This window comes from Lysinibacillus sp. COL-1 (assembly GCF_059814265.1).
On sequence record NZ_JCAWSJ010000003.1, the window covers coordinates 47547 to 64995 of the forward strand.

At 36.7% G+C, this 17449-nt stretch carries 14 protein-coding genes; 10 read left to right on the forward strand and 4 right to left on the reverse strand.

The window, feature by feature from the left end:
- Window positions 1–18 precede the first annotated feature (18 nt).
- The 3 genes from AC6BKE_RS04585 to AC6BKE_RS04595 form a co-directional block, all read right to left on the reverse strand.
- Window positions 19–1065, reverse strand: a complete 1047-nt coding sequence (locus tag AC6BKE_RS04585) for an NAD(P)/FAD-dependent oxidoreductase (protein WP_499856007.1) — start codon at window positions 1063–1065, stop codon at window positions 19–21.
- The gene (locus AC6BKE_RS04590) at window positions 1066–2043 is read right to left on the reverse strand and encodes an ABC transporter substrate-binding protein (RefSeq protein ID WP_051891781.1); all 978 of its coding nucleotides are present in this window, start codon (window positions 2041–2043) and stop codon (window positions 1066–1068) included. It abuts the gene before it with no gap.
- A gap of 98 nt (window positions 2044–2141) precedes the next feature.
- Complete coding sequence (locus AC6BKE_RS04595; RefSeq protein WP_499856009.1) at window positions 2142–3746, reverse strand: AraC family transcriptional regulator; 1605 nt, start codon at window positions 3744–3746, stop codon at window positions 2142–2144.
- Between the two features lie 363 nt (window positions 3747–4109).
- Here AC6BKE_RS04595 and AC6BKE_RS04600 point away from each other — a divergent pair, with 363 nt between their 5' ends.
- The 7 genes from AC6BKE_RS04600 (at window position 4110) to AC6BKE_RS04630 (ending at window position 13247) form a co-directional block, all read left to right on the forward strand.
- The gene (locus AC6BKE_RS04600; protein ID WP_340809601.1) at window positions 4110–5402 is read left to right on the forward strand and encodes a CitMHS family transporter; all 1293 of its coding nucleotides are present in this window, start codon (window positions 4110–4112) and stop codon (window positions 5400–5402) included.
- A gap of 375 nt (window positions 5403–5777) precedes the next feature.
- On the forward strand, window positions 5778–6266 hold the full coding sequence (locus tag AC6BKE_RS04605) for a VOC family protein (protein WP_036128833.1): 489 nt from the start codon (window positions 5778–5780) through the stop codon (window positions 6264–6266).
- A gap of 318 nt (window positions 6267–6584) precedes the next feature.
- A complete protein-coding gene (locus AC6BKE_RS04610; protein WP_340809600.1) occupies window positions 6585–7583 on the forward strand; it encodes an ABC transporter substrate-binding protein in 999 nt (332 codons plus the stop codon).
- Between the two features lie 137 nt (window positions 7584–7720).
- Window positions 7721–9382, forward strand: coding sequence for a helix-turn-helix domain-containing protein (locus AC6BKE_RS04615; RefSeq protein ID WP_499856012.1), 1662 nt, complete (start codon window positions 7721–7723; stop codon window positions 9380–9382).
- A gap of 211 nt (window positions 9383–9593) precedes the next feature.
- Entirely contained in the window at window positions 9594–10286 is a 693-nt protein-coding gene (locus AC6BKE_RS04620; protein WP_036128827.1) for a stalk domain-containing protein, read from the forward strand.
- 232 nt (window positions 10287–10518) lie between these two features.
- Window positions 10519–11880, forward strand: coding sequence for a TraB/GumN family protein (locus AC6BKE_RS04625; RefSeq protein WP_082673780.1), 1362 nt, complete (start codon window positions 10519–10521; stop codon window positions 11878–11880).
- 155 nt (window positions 11881–12035) lie between these two features.
- Window positions 12036–13247 carry an MFS transporter gene (locus tag AC6BKE_RS04630; protein ID WP_499856015.1) on the forward strand — a complete coding sequence of 404 codons (1212 nt, stop codon included), beginning with the start codon at window positions 12036–12038 and terminating at the stop codon, window positions 13245–13247.
- 101 nt (window positions 13248–13348) lie between these two features.
- On the opposite strand, the gene AC6BKE_RS04635 is transcribed toward AC6BKE_RS04630, so the two are convergent.
- Entirely contained in the window at window positions 13349–14266 is a 918-nt protein-coding gene (locus AC6BKE_RS04635) for an alpha/beta hydrolase (RefSeq protein ID WP_499856017.1), read from the reverse strand.
- 164 nt (window positions 14267–14430) lie between these two features.
- Here AC6BKE_RS04635 and AC6BKE_RS04640 point away from each other — a divergent pair, with 164 nt between their 5' ends.
- The 3 genes from AC6BKE_RS04640 to AC6BKE_RS04650 all read left to right on the forward strand — a co-directional run bounded on the left by AC6BKE_RS04640 (window position 14431) and on the right by AC6BKE_RS04650 (window position 17318).
- On the forward strand, window positions 14431–14976 hold the full coding sequence (locus tag AC6BKE_RS04640) for a TetR/AcrR family transcriptional regulator (RefSeq protein WP_036128821.1): 546 nt from the start codon (window positions 14431–14433) through the stop codon (window positions 14974–14976).
- A 178-nt stretch (window positions 14977–15154) separates the two neighbouring features.
- Window positions 15155–15688, forward strand: coding sequence for an RNA polymerase sigma factor (locus AC6BKE_RS04645; RefSeq protein ID WP_036128819.1), 534 nt, complete (start codon window positions 15155–15157; stop codon window positions 15686–15688).
- The gene (locus AC6BKE_RS04650) at window positions 15675–17318 is read left to right on the forward strand and encodes a DUF4179 domain-containing protein (protein ID WP_058845231.1); all 1644 of its coding nucleotides are present in this window, start codon (window positions 15675–15677) and stop codon (window positions 17316–17318) included. The genes AC6BKE_RS04645 and AC6BKE_RS04650 overlap by 14 nt, the downstream gene beginning before the upstream one ends.
- Window positions 17319–17449: the final 131 nt, after the last annotated feature.

Here is a 17449-nt window from a genome sequence, read left to right on the forward strand (position 1 = left end):
GGGGAAGGTATTAGCTAATTATTTATGTGTAGTTACAGCTTTATTCTTTTGTTGTAACGCTTCATTTTTTTCAGCGAAGCGGTCATTATGAGAAGATACGCCTGCCATTTTTGATTCTGTAGGGTCAATGTATAATTTGGCGCTATTGACAGCGAGGACAGCATCGTTAAATGCGCCTGCAATCAGTCTTATTTTCCCTTCATTCGTTACAATATCGCCTGCGCCAAAGATGCCTGGCATGCTTGTACCCATTTTGGGAGTAACGGAAATGCCCCATTCTTCAGAGGCCAAGCCCCAATCTAAAATGGCGCCGCCAAAGTGTCGGTCAAATCCGTGATTGACAAGCACTTCATCTACTTCAATTTTTGTCATATCATTAGAATCAACCTGCTGTAATGTGACATGTTCAATTTTATTGCCATTGCCATGTAAACGAGAAACTGTATACGGAACATAGGTTGTTGCGATAGACTTCATGCGTGTTACAGATGATTCAAAGGCACTGAAGTCATCTCGTCTATGAACAACGTATACTTCTTTGGCAATAGGAGCCATTTCAATAGCCCAATCTACAGCTGAGTCGCCGCCACCAGAAATGAGTACACGTTTATCTTTAAACCTATTGATGTTCGTTACCGTATAGTGAAGGTTGTTTAGTTCATAACGGTCAGCGCCTTCAATCGTTAATTTTTGAATGCGTGTAATACCACGTCCTGTAGCTAAAATAATCGTTTTCGTATAATGTTTCTCGCCTGTTTTAGCTGTTAAGACGAAAATGCCATCGTCGCGTTTTTCCATGCCAACAACTTCTTGACCAAATACGATTGTTGGATTAAATGTCATAGCTTGCTTGATTAAGGAATGAATAATTTCTTCACAGCGAATAGGTTCAATACCACCGACATCCCATACCAATTTCTCAGGATAGGTGCGCATAAAACCACCTAATTCCTGTTTTACTTCGATAATTTTCGTTTTCATTTCACGCATACCACTGTAAAAGGCAGCATACATGCCAGCCGGCCCACCACCGATTATAATTACATCATAAATCTCTTGTTTCATTTAAGGCACCAACTTTTCAACTAAATAATCAAGGAATAGTGGAGAGCCAATTAAACCTTCACCTACAACGTAATCTGCTGTTTTTAATGGATAAACATTGCCGATTTTCACAGCATCCATTGCTTGCCACATCGGGCTATTCTCTAAATCTTTCATAGATTGTTCACTACTATAATTTTGCATTTGACGTTGTTCGACAAAAATATGATCTGCATCAATGTCAGGTAAAACCTCTAAGGAGATGGGCGTGAACCACTCATTATTATCTTTCAACATAGTTGGAATATTTAACCCAAGTTGTGTGTATAGCATATCACTACCAGGGCTACCTTTTTCAGTGCCTAGTACACGGTATTGATTTTGTTCTACCCGTAATACAAGAATTTTTTCGTCACCTATAGCATCGTGTAGTTTTTCTTTGGTTTCTTCTATTTTTTCCCTATACTTCTCGAGAGCAAGTGTAGCTTCTTTCTCTTTCTTGAACAGTTCACCAAGCACAGGAACATATTCATCTATTGCAACGCCTGCCTCAACAGCAACAGTAGGAGCAATTTTACTTAAAGCTTCGTATTTCTTAGCATCAATCGCTGCACCCTGAGCAATAATGACATCTGGTGCAGCTTCAAGAATAACTTCTAAATTATCTTCATATTGCACAGTCGGAATAATTTTAACATTGTTGTCATTGAATAATTTGAAGCGATACTCAGGTTCAATTTCTTCAACAACTGTCACCATTTGAGGCGTTACACCGATTTCAATTAAGTTTTCAGCATAGTTAGAACTAAGAACTAACATATTTTTAGGTTCAGTAGGGATCGTGACATCACCATAGGCATCTTTTACAATACGCGTTGTAGGCTCACTTTGTTCTTCTTGACCCTTTGTCTCATTTCCGCTCTCTTTATTAGTACTTGAGCAAGCAACTAATGTTAAAGCTACTAACATAAAAAGTATATATTGCATCGTTTTTTTCATTGATTATAGCTCCTTTTTATTTGATAATGATTATCACTATCAAATAATAACAGGGAATGAGAGTGCCTACTATAGCGTAAAGTGCCTTAAAAATTGGATTATTGTGTTTTAGGGCAAACACCATCCAAAATCGACTGCTCAATCTGTTGCATAATTTTTCTTTTGCCAAACACACTGCAATTGTTTATCCATAAACCCGTATCCACATAAAACACACGTTTATTTTTCACAGCATCTAAATTTTTCCACTGCTCACTTTTTTGTAAAGTAGCTAAGCTAAGGTCGGCTGTATAATAATCCATTATGCGTTTTTCAATAAACAAATAAGTAGGATTGGCTACCACTAATTGTTGTAAAGAACATATGTTGAAACTATTTTTATTTGTGCGCAATGATTCAGGCATTTTTAAGCCAAGTTCCTGATATAAAAGGGTAGCGGAGTCACTAGAAGATTCACCGACATAGCGATAACCCAACTCCTCCACACGTAAGTAAAGTACAGTAGCATTCTTTACAAGATGGTGTTGTATTTTATTTTTTAGAACATCTACATGTGTCGTAAGTTCGTGAATAATTTGTGTAGCTTCATTCTCTTTATTAAACAATTCACCAAAGTAACGAATTGATGAATTTAAATCATAAGGTAGCCCGGTAATTACAGGTGCGATCGTTTGGAAGTGTTGTTTTGTCTCTTCCGTTAAGTCGACACCGATAATTAAATCGGGTTGCTGTTGTACAATGATGTCTTGTTGAATCACATATTGAGGCATTTCTAAGATGGTTGTACCAACTTCATGAAAAAGATTCTTTTGATATTTTGGAGTGAGGGAGCTCGTCACAGTAACACAATTTGGTATAACCCCTAATGCGATTGCAATTTCTGCGTGTGCAGGTGATAGAAAGCAAACACGATATTCACCAACGGTCTTTTTGAATTTCTTAGGTGGATGACCTACAATGCGTTTAAACTGTCGACTAAAGTGCTGCACATCATCAAAACCAACTTTTTTTGCGACATTTTGTGATAAATCATCTGTTGTTAATAGCATTTCTTGCGCACGGTAAATACGATAACTAATTAAATAAGCTATCGGTGTTTTATCATATAACTCAATGAACTTTCTCGAATAATACCATGGGCTATATCCAGCGATGGCTGCTAGTTCATCTCTTGTCATTGTTTGGTTATATTTTTTTTGCATATAAATAACTGTCTGTTCCATTCTTTCCTCAAGTGTGTATTCATCTGTTGATTGCTCTTGCTGTAGCTCCTTCAACAAACTGTATAAAATAAATTGTTTAATGGTGTTATGGAGAGGGTCTATATTTTTAGCGAGCGACATCCGAATATCAGCTATGATCGTTTCAGGCACTCGCTGAATATAGTAACCATTCATTGTATTGATAGACCATTTACGGGTTAATTTCATTGCTGTATCATACAGTGCAAAGCTAATTAAATAGCCTGAAAAATCAAGACGGTTTGTATTTGTAAGTTGGATAACCGCATCATTTTCGAGGGCAATCAAATGCCCAAAAACAATATGCTCTTTGTGCCCATTAATGGACAGGGTGGTTTGGCCATCCGTAATCAATAAGAGAGCCGCACTTTCAAGATGTATCGTAGACTTTTGAAATAAGGATTTGGCTAAATCTTTTATTTCTGTGCAATGTGCCAGCCAATTAGGATTAGAATCAAGCATTTATGTACTCCTTTAGTTTGTTGTGATAAAAGTATACTACGGAATATCACAGCAGACGGCATAAAAAAGACAAGTTCAAACATAGGAAATAAAAAATCCTTACAGAACATCAAAATGTATGGCCTCCCTTTGATAAGGGAGGTATTTTTAATGTGTACAATAGGCATCTTAAGAAGCTATTGAAATGGAAGGTATTACTTTTAGTGAACAAAATGTACGTAATAGATATAAAGAAATTAATAAACATTAATTTGAAAACGATTACATTTGCTCGATGTTGTTTTACTATAAGGTTTAATATTCGGAAAATTAGTTATTTATAGAATTGATAAATAACTTAAAAGGGTCATTGGGGGGATTAGAATGCTAGCAATTTTAGGTTTTTTAATGATAATAGTATTTATGATTTTGATTATGACTAGTCGTCTTACAGCAATGATTGCATTAATTGTAGTTCCCATTACGTTTGCAGTTATTGGTGGATTCGGAAGTGAAATGGGTCCTATGATGTTGGATGGGATTAAAAGTGTGGCTCCAACCGGGATTATGATTTTATTTGCCATTCTTTTCTTTGGTATTTTGATTGATGCTGGAGTATTTGATCCAATCATTCAAACAATTCTTAGGTTAGTAAAAGGTGATCCTGTAAAAATTGCCATCGGAACAGCCGTATTAGCCCTTCTGATTTCTTTAGATGGTGATGGTACAACAACCTACATGATTACTATTTCAGCATTTTTACCGCTTTATAAAAGAATTGGCATGCGACCAATTGTATTAGCCGGTATTGCCGTTTCAGCCTCAGGTGTTATGAACCTCCTACCTTGGGGAGGGCCAACTGCAAGGGTTATGACAGCATTGAATCTTGAAATGTCTGAAGTTTTTACACCCGTGATTCCCGCGATGATTGGCGGCGCTATCTTTGTTCTGCTCATGGCATTTATGTTCGGAAGACAGGAGAGAAAGCGAATTGGTGTTATAGAATATGATTATGAAACTGCAGTTCAGCCTGCTGCTACAGTTGAAGATGACTCTTTGAAACGTCCAAAACTAATTATCTTTAACTATGCACTAACAATCATTCTTTTAATAGCGTTAATTATGGAGCTATTACCACCTGTTACATTATTCATGCTTGGTTTTGCGATTGCGATTACTGTAAACTATCCAAAATTGAAAGACCAAAAGGAACGTATTGCGAATTATGCTGACAATGCATTATCAGTTGTTTCAATGGTTTTTGCAGCTGGGATTTTTACAGGGATTCTTTCAGGAACAGCAATGGTAGATGCGATGGCAAACTCAGTAATTCATTATATTCCAGATGCAATGGGTTCTCATTTTGCAGTAGTTACAGCCATCCTTAGCGCACCTTTTACATTTTTTATGTCCAACGATGCCTTTTACTATGGAGTGCTGCCATTACTTGCCAAGGCAGGAGCGGTATATGGCATCGACCCCGCCTTAATTGGTAGAGCTTCTCTATTAGGGATGCCAGTCCATCTTCTAAGTCCACTTGTTCCATCTACTTATTTATTAGTAGGTATGGTTGGAGAGGATTTCGGCACATTACAACGTATCTTCTTAAAGTGGGCTTTCGGTTCTACCATTGTCATGATGATCGTCTGTGTAGTATTAGGGATTTTCCCTCTTTAAATTAACATAATAAGTTTAAAATCTATTGTCCAAGGGGTTAAAGAGATGATCAAGTGAAAAATTGTTTATCTGTATTAAATCTACAAAAGTAATGGGCTTCTTTTGTAGATTGTTATTGGAGGAAATGAAAAGATTCTAAAACCACCCTTAATCAAAAATTAGATGTTTAAGGTCTATGGAGTTGTTTCAGAAAAACGTTTTTGTTCGTAAAAAGGACTATCATAAATATACGATGAAAAAGATTAAGACTTAGGATTATTAGTTCATGTTAGTTATAGATATTTGCCAATGGTGGATAGTTTGTTGAGTATAGGGGAAAAGCTATTCAACAATCAAAAAGAAATTATTAAAATTAGGAGAAAGGTGGTATGAAATATGAAAATCCGTAAGATCGATCATGTGGGGATAATCGTCAATGATCTTCCAGCAGCAAAAGCATTTTTCCTTGAATTTGGCCTTGAGATGCTAGGGGAAGGAAAAGTGGAGGGTGAGTGGGTAAAGAGGATGGAGCGGATAATAGGGCTTCAAGACGTTAAAGAGGAAACGGCAATATGGCGACTATCGGATAGTGACGCAAATTTAGAAATAGTAATGTTGCGAACGCCAGATGGTGATACAAATATTGAACTAGTAAAATTTAACGCGCCAACAAATGAAATAGGGATACGGCATCCTTTAGCAAATACGCTGGGTATCCAGCATATTGCCTTTGCTGTTGAAGATATTGAAGCCCTTGTTACCAAATTGACAAAGAAAGGCGCAGAACTAATTGGTGAGATATCTAACTATGAAAATGCTTATAAATTATGCTACGTTCGCGGACCAGAAGGAATTATTTTGGAGCTGGCTGAGGAAATTAAATAGAAAACCCAAGATTTTTTATCAAATTTGAATTGAATAATCTTATTGCTGTTTGCGTATTAGTATCCAACTTTATTGAAACTCTTCTGGGTTATTGTCATTAAACATGGCTGTGTAGAGATAATTAAATAAATGTAAAACTTCTTTCTGCTACTTAATAAGTGAAATAAGAGAACGTGCGTTTTTTGGGGGAAGCTATTGACATTTATCCAAATAAATCATTGCGTTTTTTCCATTGTTTACCCTTTTCATACAAACTATAATAGTGCTGTAAATGATAATCATTTTCAATTGAAGATAAAAAGGAAAGGGGTAATAAATGTGAAAAAGCTTCTACGAAAGCAATTTATACTATGGGGAGGGAGTTTCCTTCTGTTGCTGTTGATGCTATCGGCATGCAGTAATTCTAATGGCAGTGCGTCTGATGCGCAGGGTAAGGAAAATGAGAAAACAGCTCAATCTGATGTGCAAGCAGAGGAAAGTGAGACAACGGTTCAATATACAACGATTACAGGCGAACAAGTTGAAATACCTGCAGATCCAAAACGAGTAGTTTATATTGGTCAGACGACGGGTGATTTCTTGGCGATGGATATTCCCCTTGTTGGTAATAATCTTCCTCAAGATCCTGCAAGTTACTATGGAGATAAACTTGAAGGCATCGTTGATATTGGAAATCCTGCTAACTTAGAGACGATTCTGACTTTAAAACCTGATCTGATTATTAATGGTTATTACAAGTCCGATCCAAATCTTAACGAGGAATTGTCAAAAATCGCAACGACTATTCCCTTTAACCCAGCTCTTCCTTATACAGAACGTGTAAAGGAGATGGGCAATATCTCGGGTAAACAGGAAGAAGTGGGTAAAATGATTGCTAAGTTTGAAACGCAATCTAAAGAAATGTTTGATAAGCTTCAATTAGCAAAAGGGGAGACCGCAACGGTATTCTACCAGTTAGGTAAAATACTTTATGTTATGGGCGATCGTAACTTTGGCGCCATTATATATGGAGAAAACGGTTTTGCCGTCCCACCAGCTGTACAGAAGAATATTATTGATGTAGAAGGGGTATCTTTCCTTGAGGTTTCCGAAGAGGTGCTTCCAGAGTTTGCTGGTGATCATTTGTTTGTCATTGTACAAGAGGATGGTGAAAGTGAAGCAGAGGCGGATCGACTACTACAAAGCCCAATATGGGGAACTTTACCTGCAGTCAAAAAGGGAAATGTTTATGTTGTTCCTAATGAATGGAATACAGATAATTTATTAGCTTTGGAGCAATTGTATAAAAAGTTACCAGAATGGATGCACAAACAGTAAAAATTGTATTTACCTAATCAATTTTTTAAACTGTTTGTATTTTAAAATAGTACATACTCAAACAATAGTTGATAGAGGGTCATTATATGTTACAATAACGATAATGAGAATCATTTTCAATGGTTGGAGAGTTGCTTATGAATCTAGCACCCCTATATATTAGGCTACAACATTATGATCGATTTCAAGTTGATCAAATAATGCTAGCTAGTAGCTACAATGAGGGAATAAAGGATAATGAAATAAATGTATGCGCATTATTAATAGCACTGAGTCATGGCATACGGCTGTATGTAGACAAAATGGCTATTGATCTACGACAAGGAAGCTGCATTCTAATTTTACCTACACAAAGCTACACTGTAGAATCAAGTAACAAAGAGGCACAGCTGGCACACTTTACCTTTGAAACTTTTAAAGTGGAAGGGATGACGTTGAACCAGGTTGCCCATCCACCCCTACTTTGTGGTTATCCCTATAATCTGTTATTTTCTCAAGTCAAGCAAGTATTAGGAAATGAAGCATGGATAAATAATCAGTTTTGTTCCTCTCTATCTACATCAGGAATGGCGATGATGCAAGGTAGACTTCAGCAGATACTAGCTATGATGGTCCAGTTAGATGAGCAAGCTAACGAGTTGTTGAATGAAGAAAAGATACAATTGGTTCAAAAAACTGTACAGTACATAGAACAGCACTATGATGAGGACTTGACAGTAGAACAACTGGCTAACATGGCTGGAATGGTGAGATGGCAATATAGTCAAAAGTTTAAAACGTTGACTGGCAAAAAGCCGACTGATTATGTGGCTCATTTACGTATAAATCAGGCAAAAGAACTTCTACGTAATACGACCGATCCATTGAGCAAAATAGCTCGACAAATTGGTTTTAAAGATGAATACTATTTCAGTCGGTGCTTTCATAAATTAACTGGAAACACCCCACGTGAATATGCAAACATTCATCTTCATACGCCAGAAAGAACAGTTATTGATTCACTGGGTAGAAGGGTTCTTGTTCCTACAAGTGCAACACGTATTGTGACTGATGGAAAATTTACACTTGGGGAATTACTCATTCTAGGCATACCCCCTATAGGAGCAGCCATCTCCATCATGAGAGATAACGTGGTTTATCACAATAAATTGCGAAATATTAATAGTATCGGGGATTGGGCAGATCCAGATAAAATAGCACAGCTGCAACCAGAGTTCATATTGCTTAGCTATTATCCGCAAGACTTGCAGGAACTGGATGCGCTTGCTCCAACTGTTGTACTGGACAAGAAGTTTAGATTGTTTGAGCGGTTACGATATATCGCTAAACTAGTTGAGCGGAGTAAAGCGGCGGAGAAGTGGATTACTACATATGAGGAAAAAGTAAGAATGGTACGTAGGCAATTAGTGGATGCTTATGTTGCTGGAGAGACGGCTACGGTTTATCTCAAGCTTGGTGTAAAATTTTACGTTATGTGTCAGACCGGATTGGCTGCTAGCTTGTATGAATCACTTGGCTTCCGTCCAACTCCCAAAGTAATGCACCTAATTGAGCAAGGGCAAGCATGGATAGAAATCCAGCAGCATCAAATAAATCACTATGCTGGAGAACGTAATTTTATCTTGGCTTCTCCTCAAGAACTACAAACGATTACTCAATGTCCACAGATCGTCACTTTAGCCAAGTTAACTCCTGGTAAGACTCATTTCGTAGATTTTACATGGAATCATTGTGACCCTATCACACGTGAACGGTTGTTAGATGTGCTACCATCTATTTTCAAAAAGAACATTATTTGATAAGCAGAAGAAATAAAATTGCTGTAAAACTCGATCCATTAGCTATGGTTCGAGTTTTTTCCATTAATATTCAAATAGCGTACAAATAAACTAGTACAGAGAAAATAATTCTACTAGAAAAAAAGTTTGTTTAAAAATATCCTGGTATAAAATTTATATGAAATTTCTGGTATAATTACATATATCTATATTAATTTTAAGGAGTGATTTTGTGAAGAAGTTATTGATAATAACAAGTTATTTAGGATTTTTTATATTAGGAGGTTTGACGTTTACGTACTTCTCAACTACGGAAGCGGCAAGCGACTTGAAAAAGATCAGCGTGTATCAGGATCCAATCAATTACTATGTCAATAAGGTTGAAAAAGTGCCGCAAAAAGGTCAATCTGGATTTAATTATCAAGGTACAATATATGTTCCAATGCGCTTTGTTGCGGAATCTTTAGGTGAAAAGGTAACATGGGACGGAAAAACAAAATCCGTTTATATTGGTGAGGTTCCCCAGTTCACCTCTTTGAAAGATGTAAAACCTATTGGGCGTGATGAGGACCCATTGTTCCATAATCCAAGTTCTATCGTAATTCATACGGGTGAAAAGTTTGAGCGTTCTTATCAACTTGGTGGTTACCATGGGGGCGGTGCTGTTCAAGACCATACAGCGGAATACTTAGCCAATGGAAATTACAAAGGATTCGAAACCAATTTGGCACCAATTAAAAAGTTAGCAGCTAACTCTTTCGGAGTAGGTTTCTTGAAAATTTACGCAGATGGTAAATTGATTTATGATAGTGGAGCAATCAAAGACAAGGTAAAGGTTCATGTTAATTTAGATGGAGCTTCAAAAGTGAAATTTGAACTTGAAGGTAGTGGTTTAGGTATATTAGATCCTAAATTTATTCAATAAACTATACACAAGTAAGACGATGACATAAATAGCTGTCATCGTCTTATTTATTTGCGTGAACGGCATTAACTACGTCGCATTACGTAGCTTATAGATAACTATTTCGACATAACTTTAATGGTAATACAATTTTGTTAATTTTTTCACATTTAAGTATAATATAGTTGTTATTTATATGGTATAATTTCAAGCGGTGTTGATACATAAAATAGGAGATAGGAGAGAAAAGAGTATGATGAAAAAGATGATGAAACGAACAAGTGCAGTATTGCTTGGTGCTTCGTTAATGCTGACAACGGTTGTACCTGTGATTCATGCTGAAGAGCAATTACAGCCTCAAGTTCCATCGATTAGTCCGTGGGCTATTGAAACATTAAATGAGGGAGAAAAATATGGTATTTTCCCTATGGAATGGTATTACGATGGTTTCCTTGAAGAAATTTCGGTGGATAAAGTAAATGAATTACTAGCTTTGACAGAAAAGAAAATTGCTACTCTAGGTTTAGCTGAAAATAAACAATACAAGCCAGTGAGTGTAAAGAACGATAATACACGTGGTGATATTGTGAAGCGCATGTACAATATCGTAGCACGCTATGATTTACCTGTTGGCAAAGATGCCATTCAATTTATGAAAGAACAAAATATATTACAAGGTTCTCCAAACGGACTGCATTTAGAAAAAAAAGCAACAACACAGCAGGCTGTTATACTAGCTGTTCGTTTCATTAAAAGTACATATGCCCTTGCAGAACAAGGATCGAAGGGGGTGGCCTGGGTTGTAGAGGATGAGGATACGACTGTGTACTTATTAGGATCCATCCATCTAGGCACACCAGACTTATATCCTTTCGATAAAAAATTAGTAACAGCGTTCAATGAATCGGATGCGCTATTAGTTGAGGCAAATATTTTGGATACAAAAGCACTTGAATATTATTCAGAAAAGGCACTGTATACAGAAGGTAAAACATTGAAAGATGCTGTGGCACCAGAAACATATGCAAAGCTTGAGCAAGTTGCAAAGCTTTACGATCTTCCGATGGATCAGCTGACAATGCAAAAGCCTTGGATGCTATCTAGTGCATTATCAATGCTGGCAATGGACGATTCCTTTGGATTGACGCCACAAGAGATGACGATGCATGGTATTGATGTATACTTCTTATTGAATGCACAGTTGCAACAAAAGCCAGTCATTGAATTAGAAGGAGTAAAAGCACAAGTTGATATGTTTGATGCATTATCACCAGAAGCACAGGAGCAGTCATTAGTCGCAGTGTTGGATAGTATCATCAGTCCTTCTGATGAAAATCAATCAAAAATTCTTAAAGAGTGGTTTACAAGCTGGAATAAAGGGAATGTTGAGGAGTTCGCAAAAAGCTTCCAAGCAATGGAAGGTACATCATCAGAATTCAATAAAATGTTATTTGGTTTACGTGATGAACAAATGGCAAAGAAAATCATGAATGTACTTGAAGAAAAAGAAGGTAAGTACTTTGTTGTAGTTGGTTCTGGTCACTTCCTAGTCGATAAAAATATTCGCTATCACTTGGAGAAAAGCGGATACAATGTAAAACCATTTTATCAATAAAGAAAAACTAAAAAGGCAACCCAAAGCTATGGACCTAGCTAAGGGTTGCTATTTTTAGTTGCACCAATATTCCTCAATAGATATGATTGTCTAAAAGAGTACTTTTATGTAAAAAATGACCAAAAATCTATTTTTGAGAGCTAGAAGGGAGACCTATGCGCATTATTAGGAAATATCGTCTCATTCTGTTTGGCTTTGGTTTTTCATATTTAGGAAATTGGGTAAATCTTGTTGCGCTCAATTTATTAGTTTGGCATTTGACAGAGTCACCTACTGCCATGGCTAGTATATTTATTGTAGGGCCAATCGCTCGTATTTTAACCAGCTTTTTTGCAGGCTCTATTATTGATCGATCCAATAAACAAAAATTAATGATCTATAGTGACATCATTCGTGGGATACTGATTTTATTGTTACCATTTACGTCTTCTATTTGGCTTATTTATGGCGTATTATTTTTATCTAATATAGCGAGTAGCTTTTTTGGACCAAGTAGTACCTATTATATTTCAAAATATGTGCCAGACAAAGATAAACAATCCTTTAATGCCATTCTAGGAATATTTAGCTCAGGTTCATTTTTAATTGGGCCTGCACTGGCTGGGTTTATCATTGCTTTATCAGATGTATCCGTAGCAATTTGGTTTAATGCTTTAACGTTCTTTGTATGTGCATTGGCCATTTTCAAGCTTCCAGTAGTAGACGGTCGTCAGGACATGCACCGCCAACGGCTTACCTGGCAGATGCTAAAAGAGGATTATGGTATTGTCTATGCCTATATTAAAAAGGAGCGAGCCTTTGCCAAAGTTTTTCTCTATTTTCAAGGTGCTTTAATGATTGCTTTTGCATTAGATTCACAGGAAGCTACATTTATTAAACAGAACTTACAAGCCTCAGATAGTCTATATGGTGTAATGGTTAGTATTGCAGGGATTGGGGCGATTATCGGTGGAGCAATGGCTGCTCGGTATGCTAAAAGGTTTTCAACTAGACAATATATTATTTATGGTCTGCTTTTGACAACGATTTGCTACACCTTATTTTATTTATCACCGAATGTAGCAATGGGGACCATTAGTTTTATTGCCTTAGGGATATGTATGTCATTTTGTAATGCGGGATACAGTACATTTTATCAATTGAGTGTGCCATCAGCCATTATGGGTCGCTTCGGCAGTGTTTCCACAATGGGCGTAAATATGCTACAGATTGTCTTTACGTTAGCTTTAGGCATATTAGCGGACTGGCTTTCGCTACAGTTAGTATGTATTGTATTTGGTATCTTAGCTATTTTTATTTCTCTACTTTTATATGTATTTATGCATTCAAAGTCTGCCTATGAGGGTTTGAAGAAAGAGATTGTTTAGAATGTAATCCCTGCGTTTTAATGATAGATGTACCGAACATTGAATAGGAGCACTTTTGATAGTACTTACTATAGAGAGTTCGGTTCAACTAATAGCTTTAGTTAAAGATACTCATTATAGAATGTGGCTAATTTTTCAACAGCAATTTGAACAGGTTCTGGTTGATCGTATAAATCATAGTGACTTGCCCCTTCAACGACAAGTAAATCTTTATTCTGTGAAGCTGCTCTTTTATATAGCTCATGACCATCTTTATATGACCCGAATGCCCCTTGTACACTACCAATAATAATTTGTAACGGCTGAGTTAGTAATTCCTCAACTAAATGAAAAGCATCAAAACCAATGACAGATCCCATACTTGTAAAGTTTAACTTATTCGGAGAGTTTGGACTTTGACCTCTTGGGGTTGTGTAATAATCAACTGCTTCTATAATATCAATATCAGTAATCCCAGCTTGCTCTAGCGCTGCTTGGTTTTTAGGAATCCAATTTGTTATCATGGACTCGGCGCCCCGAGCTTCAGCAGTACGCTGTTGACCGATTGCCTCTAACGCTTTAATAGGATCACTTTCACGATTTAATCGACCAATATTTGCACCAACGACTGTACCAACCGCTTTAATGCGGCGTTCTGTCATTGCTGCATTCACTGCATAACCTCCTCCAGCACAAACCCCTAAGACACCAATACGGTTTTTATCTACATACGCAAGTGTAGTCAAGTAATCTACCGCACAACGAATATCTTCAACACGTGCAGCTGGTTCTTCTATATATCGAGGCTCTCCTTCACTTTCTCCTTGATAGGAGGCATCAAATGCAATTGTGACATAGCCTAACTCTGCTAGCTTCTCAGCATAGAGACCTGCTGTTTGATCTTTACAGCTACTACCTGGATGTACACAAACGATGGCAGGGTTTGATTCCTTTTCGTTAGCTTTCCCCGGTAAGTATAAAATACCAGCAAGCTTTATTCCCCTTGCATTGAATCTTACATTATTCTTTGTAACTGCCATATGAAGACCACCTTTATACGTTTTATATACACTTATGAGTTTTATTACACTCGTGTATATTTATAATAATAAAGACAGGTAGTCACAACGATGACCATATTCAAGAAATTGTGTGTTATGACACATAAAATGAAAACTGTGTATTAAAACGTGGAGGTTTTAACGTGGAAAAAATGGATAGAAGAAAAACGAAATCTCAACAGGCGATACAATCCTCATTTTTAGCAATGTTGATAAATGAAGGTTTTGATGATATTACTGTAAAAAATATAAGTGAAAAAGCGGACATCGGAAGAAAAACATTTTATCTTCATTACACAGATAAATATGATTTATTAGACAAAATTGTTGAGGATCATTTAGCATGTCTGAGAGAAATATGTGATCAGAAGAAAGAGAAGGGCTTTATAGAAGGAACCGTTATATGGTTTACCTACTTTCAGCAGCACAAGCTTTTTTTTGCATCGTTATTTAGAAGTGAAAGTACACTCTCATTTAGAAAAAAATTATTAGTCTTTATTATGGGAGAAATCGATAAGAAATTAGATGTAAATGCTCCTTCAAATCAGGGGATTGATAAACATATTATCTTAAAGTTTTTAGGAACAGCTGTCTTAGGTGTTTTAGAGTCTTATGTTTTAGAAGAGGTCGATGGTGATATCGAATTAGTAGCAAAACAAGTAGGAAGATTAGTGAAAAGAAATTTATAAATGCCTGTTTCACTGTTCAAAAAAGAAACAATGCAAGTAGATAAACCCTGCTCTTTCATTAGAGCAGGGTTATCGTGTTGGATCTTTAAAGTGAAGTAACGGCTTTTTCCAAAAAGATGAACCTTTTCTAGTAGTCATTTGTTTATAAAGTAGAACAATCAGAAAGGAGTGCCTTAGATTGACAGAACGTGAATTATTCGATGCATACAACAAAGATGTCTACCGTACCTGCTATTACATGCTACGGAACACCCAAGATGCAGAGGACCTCTGCCATGACGTATTTGTCACCGTTTTTCGTCAAGATTGGAGGGATGTTGAGCATACGCGTGCTTGGATTTTACGAATTGCAATGAATCAATGCTTAAATATGCTTAAAAGAAAACAGGCACAGTTAAAAAAACAAAGTCAGATTCTATTGCTTCATGAGCAAACTACAGAATCAGTTAAATCTGTAGACACCATTGTATTGGAAAAGGTAGCGGAGGAAGAATGGGAGGGGCTATTTAAGCAATTACCTGAAAAATTAATGGCTGTCGTCACCCTTCGCTATATCGGTGAGCTATCGTTAGCTGAAATTGCTGAAGCTCTAGGGATTCCAGTGGGTACAGTGAAATCGAGACTTCATAAGGCATTGAAAATAATGCGCAAAAAGTTGGAACAAAATCAAAACCTATCGTTGAAGGGAGAGAAACAATTTGGAACGCATTGAAAAGAAGCTTAACAATGAAATGAAGGCAGACCATAACATGTCGTATCCTGACTTTGATCAAATGTGGAATAGTATCCAGCAGGATAAGTTAAAGATTGCAGATGAACCCATCGAACTTCGACCTCGTAAAAGAAAAAGATTTGTTTTGGTTGCGGGACTAGCTGTCGCTTTAATGGCTACACCCGTCTATGCAGCACTGAATTATGATTGGTCCAATATTCTTTCTTATAGAGCTGGTATTCAGTCTGCATTAGAACAAGGCTTAGGGCAGACGATTGAACAATCTGTTACGAAGGAAGGGTTCACGCTAACTGTACATACAGCGTTTATCGATGATAACAGAACATTTCTGCTATATAGTTTGAAACCTGAAGCATCTTGGGATGGAAAGAATGTGAGCTTTGATCAAATTGGACTTCAAGATTCTAATGGCGATTTTATTAAAGGGAATTACTCACATCGATGGAATGAAGATCTTGGTCTTTTCCAAGGGTATTTTGAGACAGACTGGGTAGCAGATGATCAGAAATCGGACATTAAATTTTTAATGAAGAACATTCATTCCATAGGTGATGAAGAACTGCCTATTCCTTACAACCCTAATGACTCTCATACGCAGAATTTCGCTATTCAAAAGGATGGAATCGGCAATGTAATTCTACAAACCTTTGAACAATCAGAAGGGAAAGTAATGCTTCAGTCAGCGGTTAAATTTACAGATTCTGAAATGAAGAACAAATGGGTACGTATCAAGGCTATTGATGATAAAAATCAGCCTATTAAAGAAGAGGAAACACCTGTATTTGGAACTCCTGGTGCAACAGGTGAATACTTTAGTCAGCAAATTTTCACATCACACAACTTACGAGCGAAAGGTACAAAGTTCCAACTAACTTATGAACATACATTAAATATTGCAAAGGATAGTTGGAATATAGAGATGAAGTTATCCAAAGAAGAATTGAAGAAGGGGTCATTTAAAAAAGTAGTCAATATTCCTTTAGAAAATGCATCTGAGGGGATAAAAATTCATGAAATGAAAGTTACTCCAACACAAGTACGTTTAATACTGACACATAAGGAGAAATATGCATATATTCCTTACATTGATTATCAGCTGGATATTGGAGGAGTATTTTTGGATGGAGGGAGATGGGATATAGAAAAAGATCCGTATAAAACAGAGCTTCGTTTTGAATTGACGGGAGTGGATGTGTCCTCGTTGTCGAATCAATCTGTGACATTGGTAGCTAAACATCGTGTTGATGTAAAAGACGGTGATCAACAACCGATTCGGTTAACTGACATATCAGAGAAACCTCAAAGTAAGACATCTACGATTGGAGAGTATTCAATAACGTGGACTTACTATAAGAAAGATAGCAACCTCTACGTTGAATCCTTTAGCACTGATCCTACATTTGGTGGTGTCTCTCAAACCTATTATCTAGATCATAAAGATCGTAACTATGGAATGCCTCTGATTGCTAAAATACTTGGTAATGGGAATAATAAGCACGTGGATGAGTATAAGAACTTCAAGGATAAAGAGCTCGATATTTATATTTGGAAATATACTACGAATGATCCAGATGCAGAGCTACGTGTGCCGCTTACATCTGGGAAATAATAAATACTTAAAGTATGATAGTCTAACCCCATCTATTTGGCTCATCAGTATTCAAATAGATAGGGGTTTTTATTTTCTTGTAAAGATAAAACGGCTTTACATAAAAATAAATTTATCATATAGTTTAGTTA

Bases quoted from the DNA above. Each gene is read 5' to 3' on its own strand.
- AC6BKE_RS04585 (WP_499856007.1), bottom strand. From the start codon at position 1,065: ATGAAACAAGAGATTTATGATGTAATTATAATCGGTGGTGGGCCGGCT.
- AC6BKE_RS04590 (WP_051891781.1), bottom strand. From the start codon at position 2,043: ATGAAAAAAACGATGCAATATATACTTTTTATGTTAGTAGCTTTAACA.
- AC6BKE_RS04595 (WP_499856009.1), bottom strand. From the start codon at position 3,746: ATGCTTGATTCTAATCCTAATTGGCTGGCACATTGCACAGAAATAAAA.
- AC6BKE_RS04600 (WP_340809601.1), top strand. From the start codon at position 4,110: ATGCTAGCAATTTTAGGTTTTTTAATGATAATAGTATTTATGATTTTG.
- AC6BKE_RS04605 (WP_036128833.1), top strand. From the start codon at position 5,778: ATGAAAATCCGTAAGATCGATCATGTGGGGATAATCGTCAATGATCTT.
- AC6BKE_RS04615 (WP_499856012.1), top strand. From the start codon at position 7,721: ATGAATCTAGCACCCCTATATATTAGGCTACAACATTATGATCGATTT.
- AC6BKE_RS04625 (WP_082673780.1), top strand. From the start codon at position 10,519: ATGATGAAAAAGATGATGAAACGAACAAGTGCAGTATTGCTTGGTGCT.
- AC6BKE_RS04630 (WP_499856015.1), top strand. From the start codon at position 12,036: ATGCGCATTATTAGGAAATATCGTCTCATTCTGTTTGGCTTTGGTTTT.
- AC6BKE_RS04635 (WP_499856017.1), bottom strand. From the start codon at position 14,266: ATGGCAGTTACAAAGAATAATGTAAGATTCAATGCAAGGGGAATAAAG.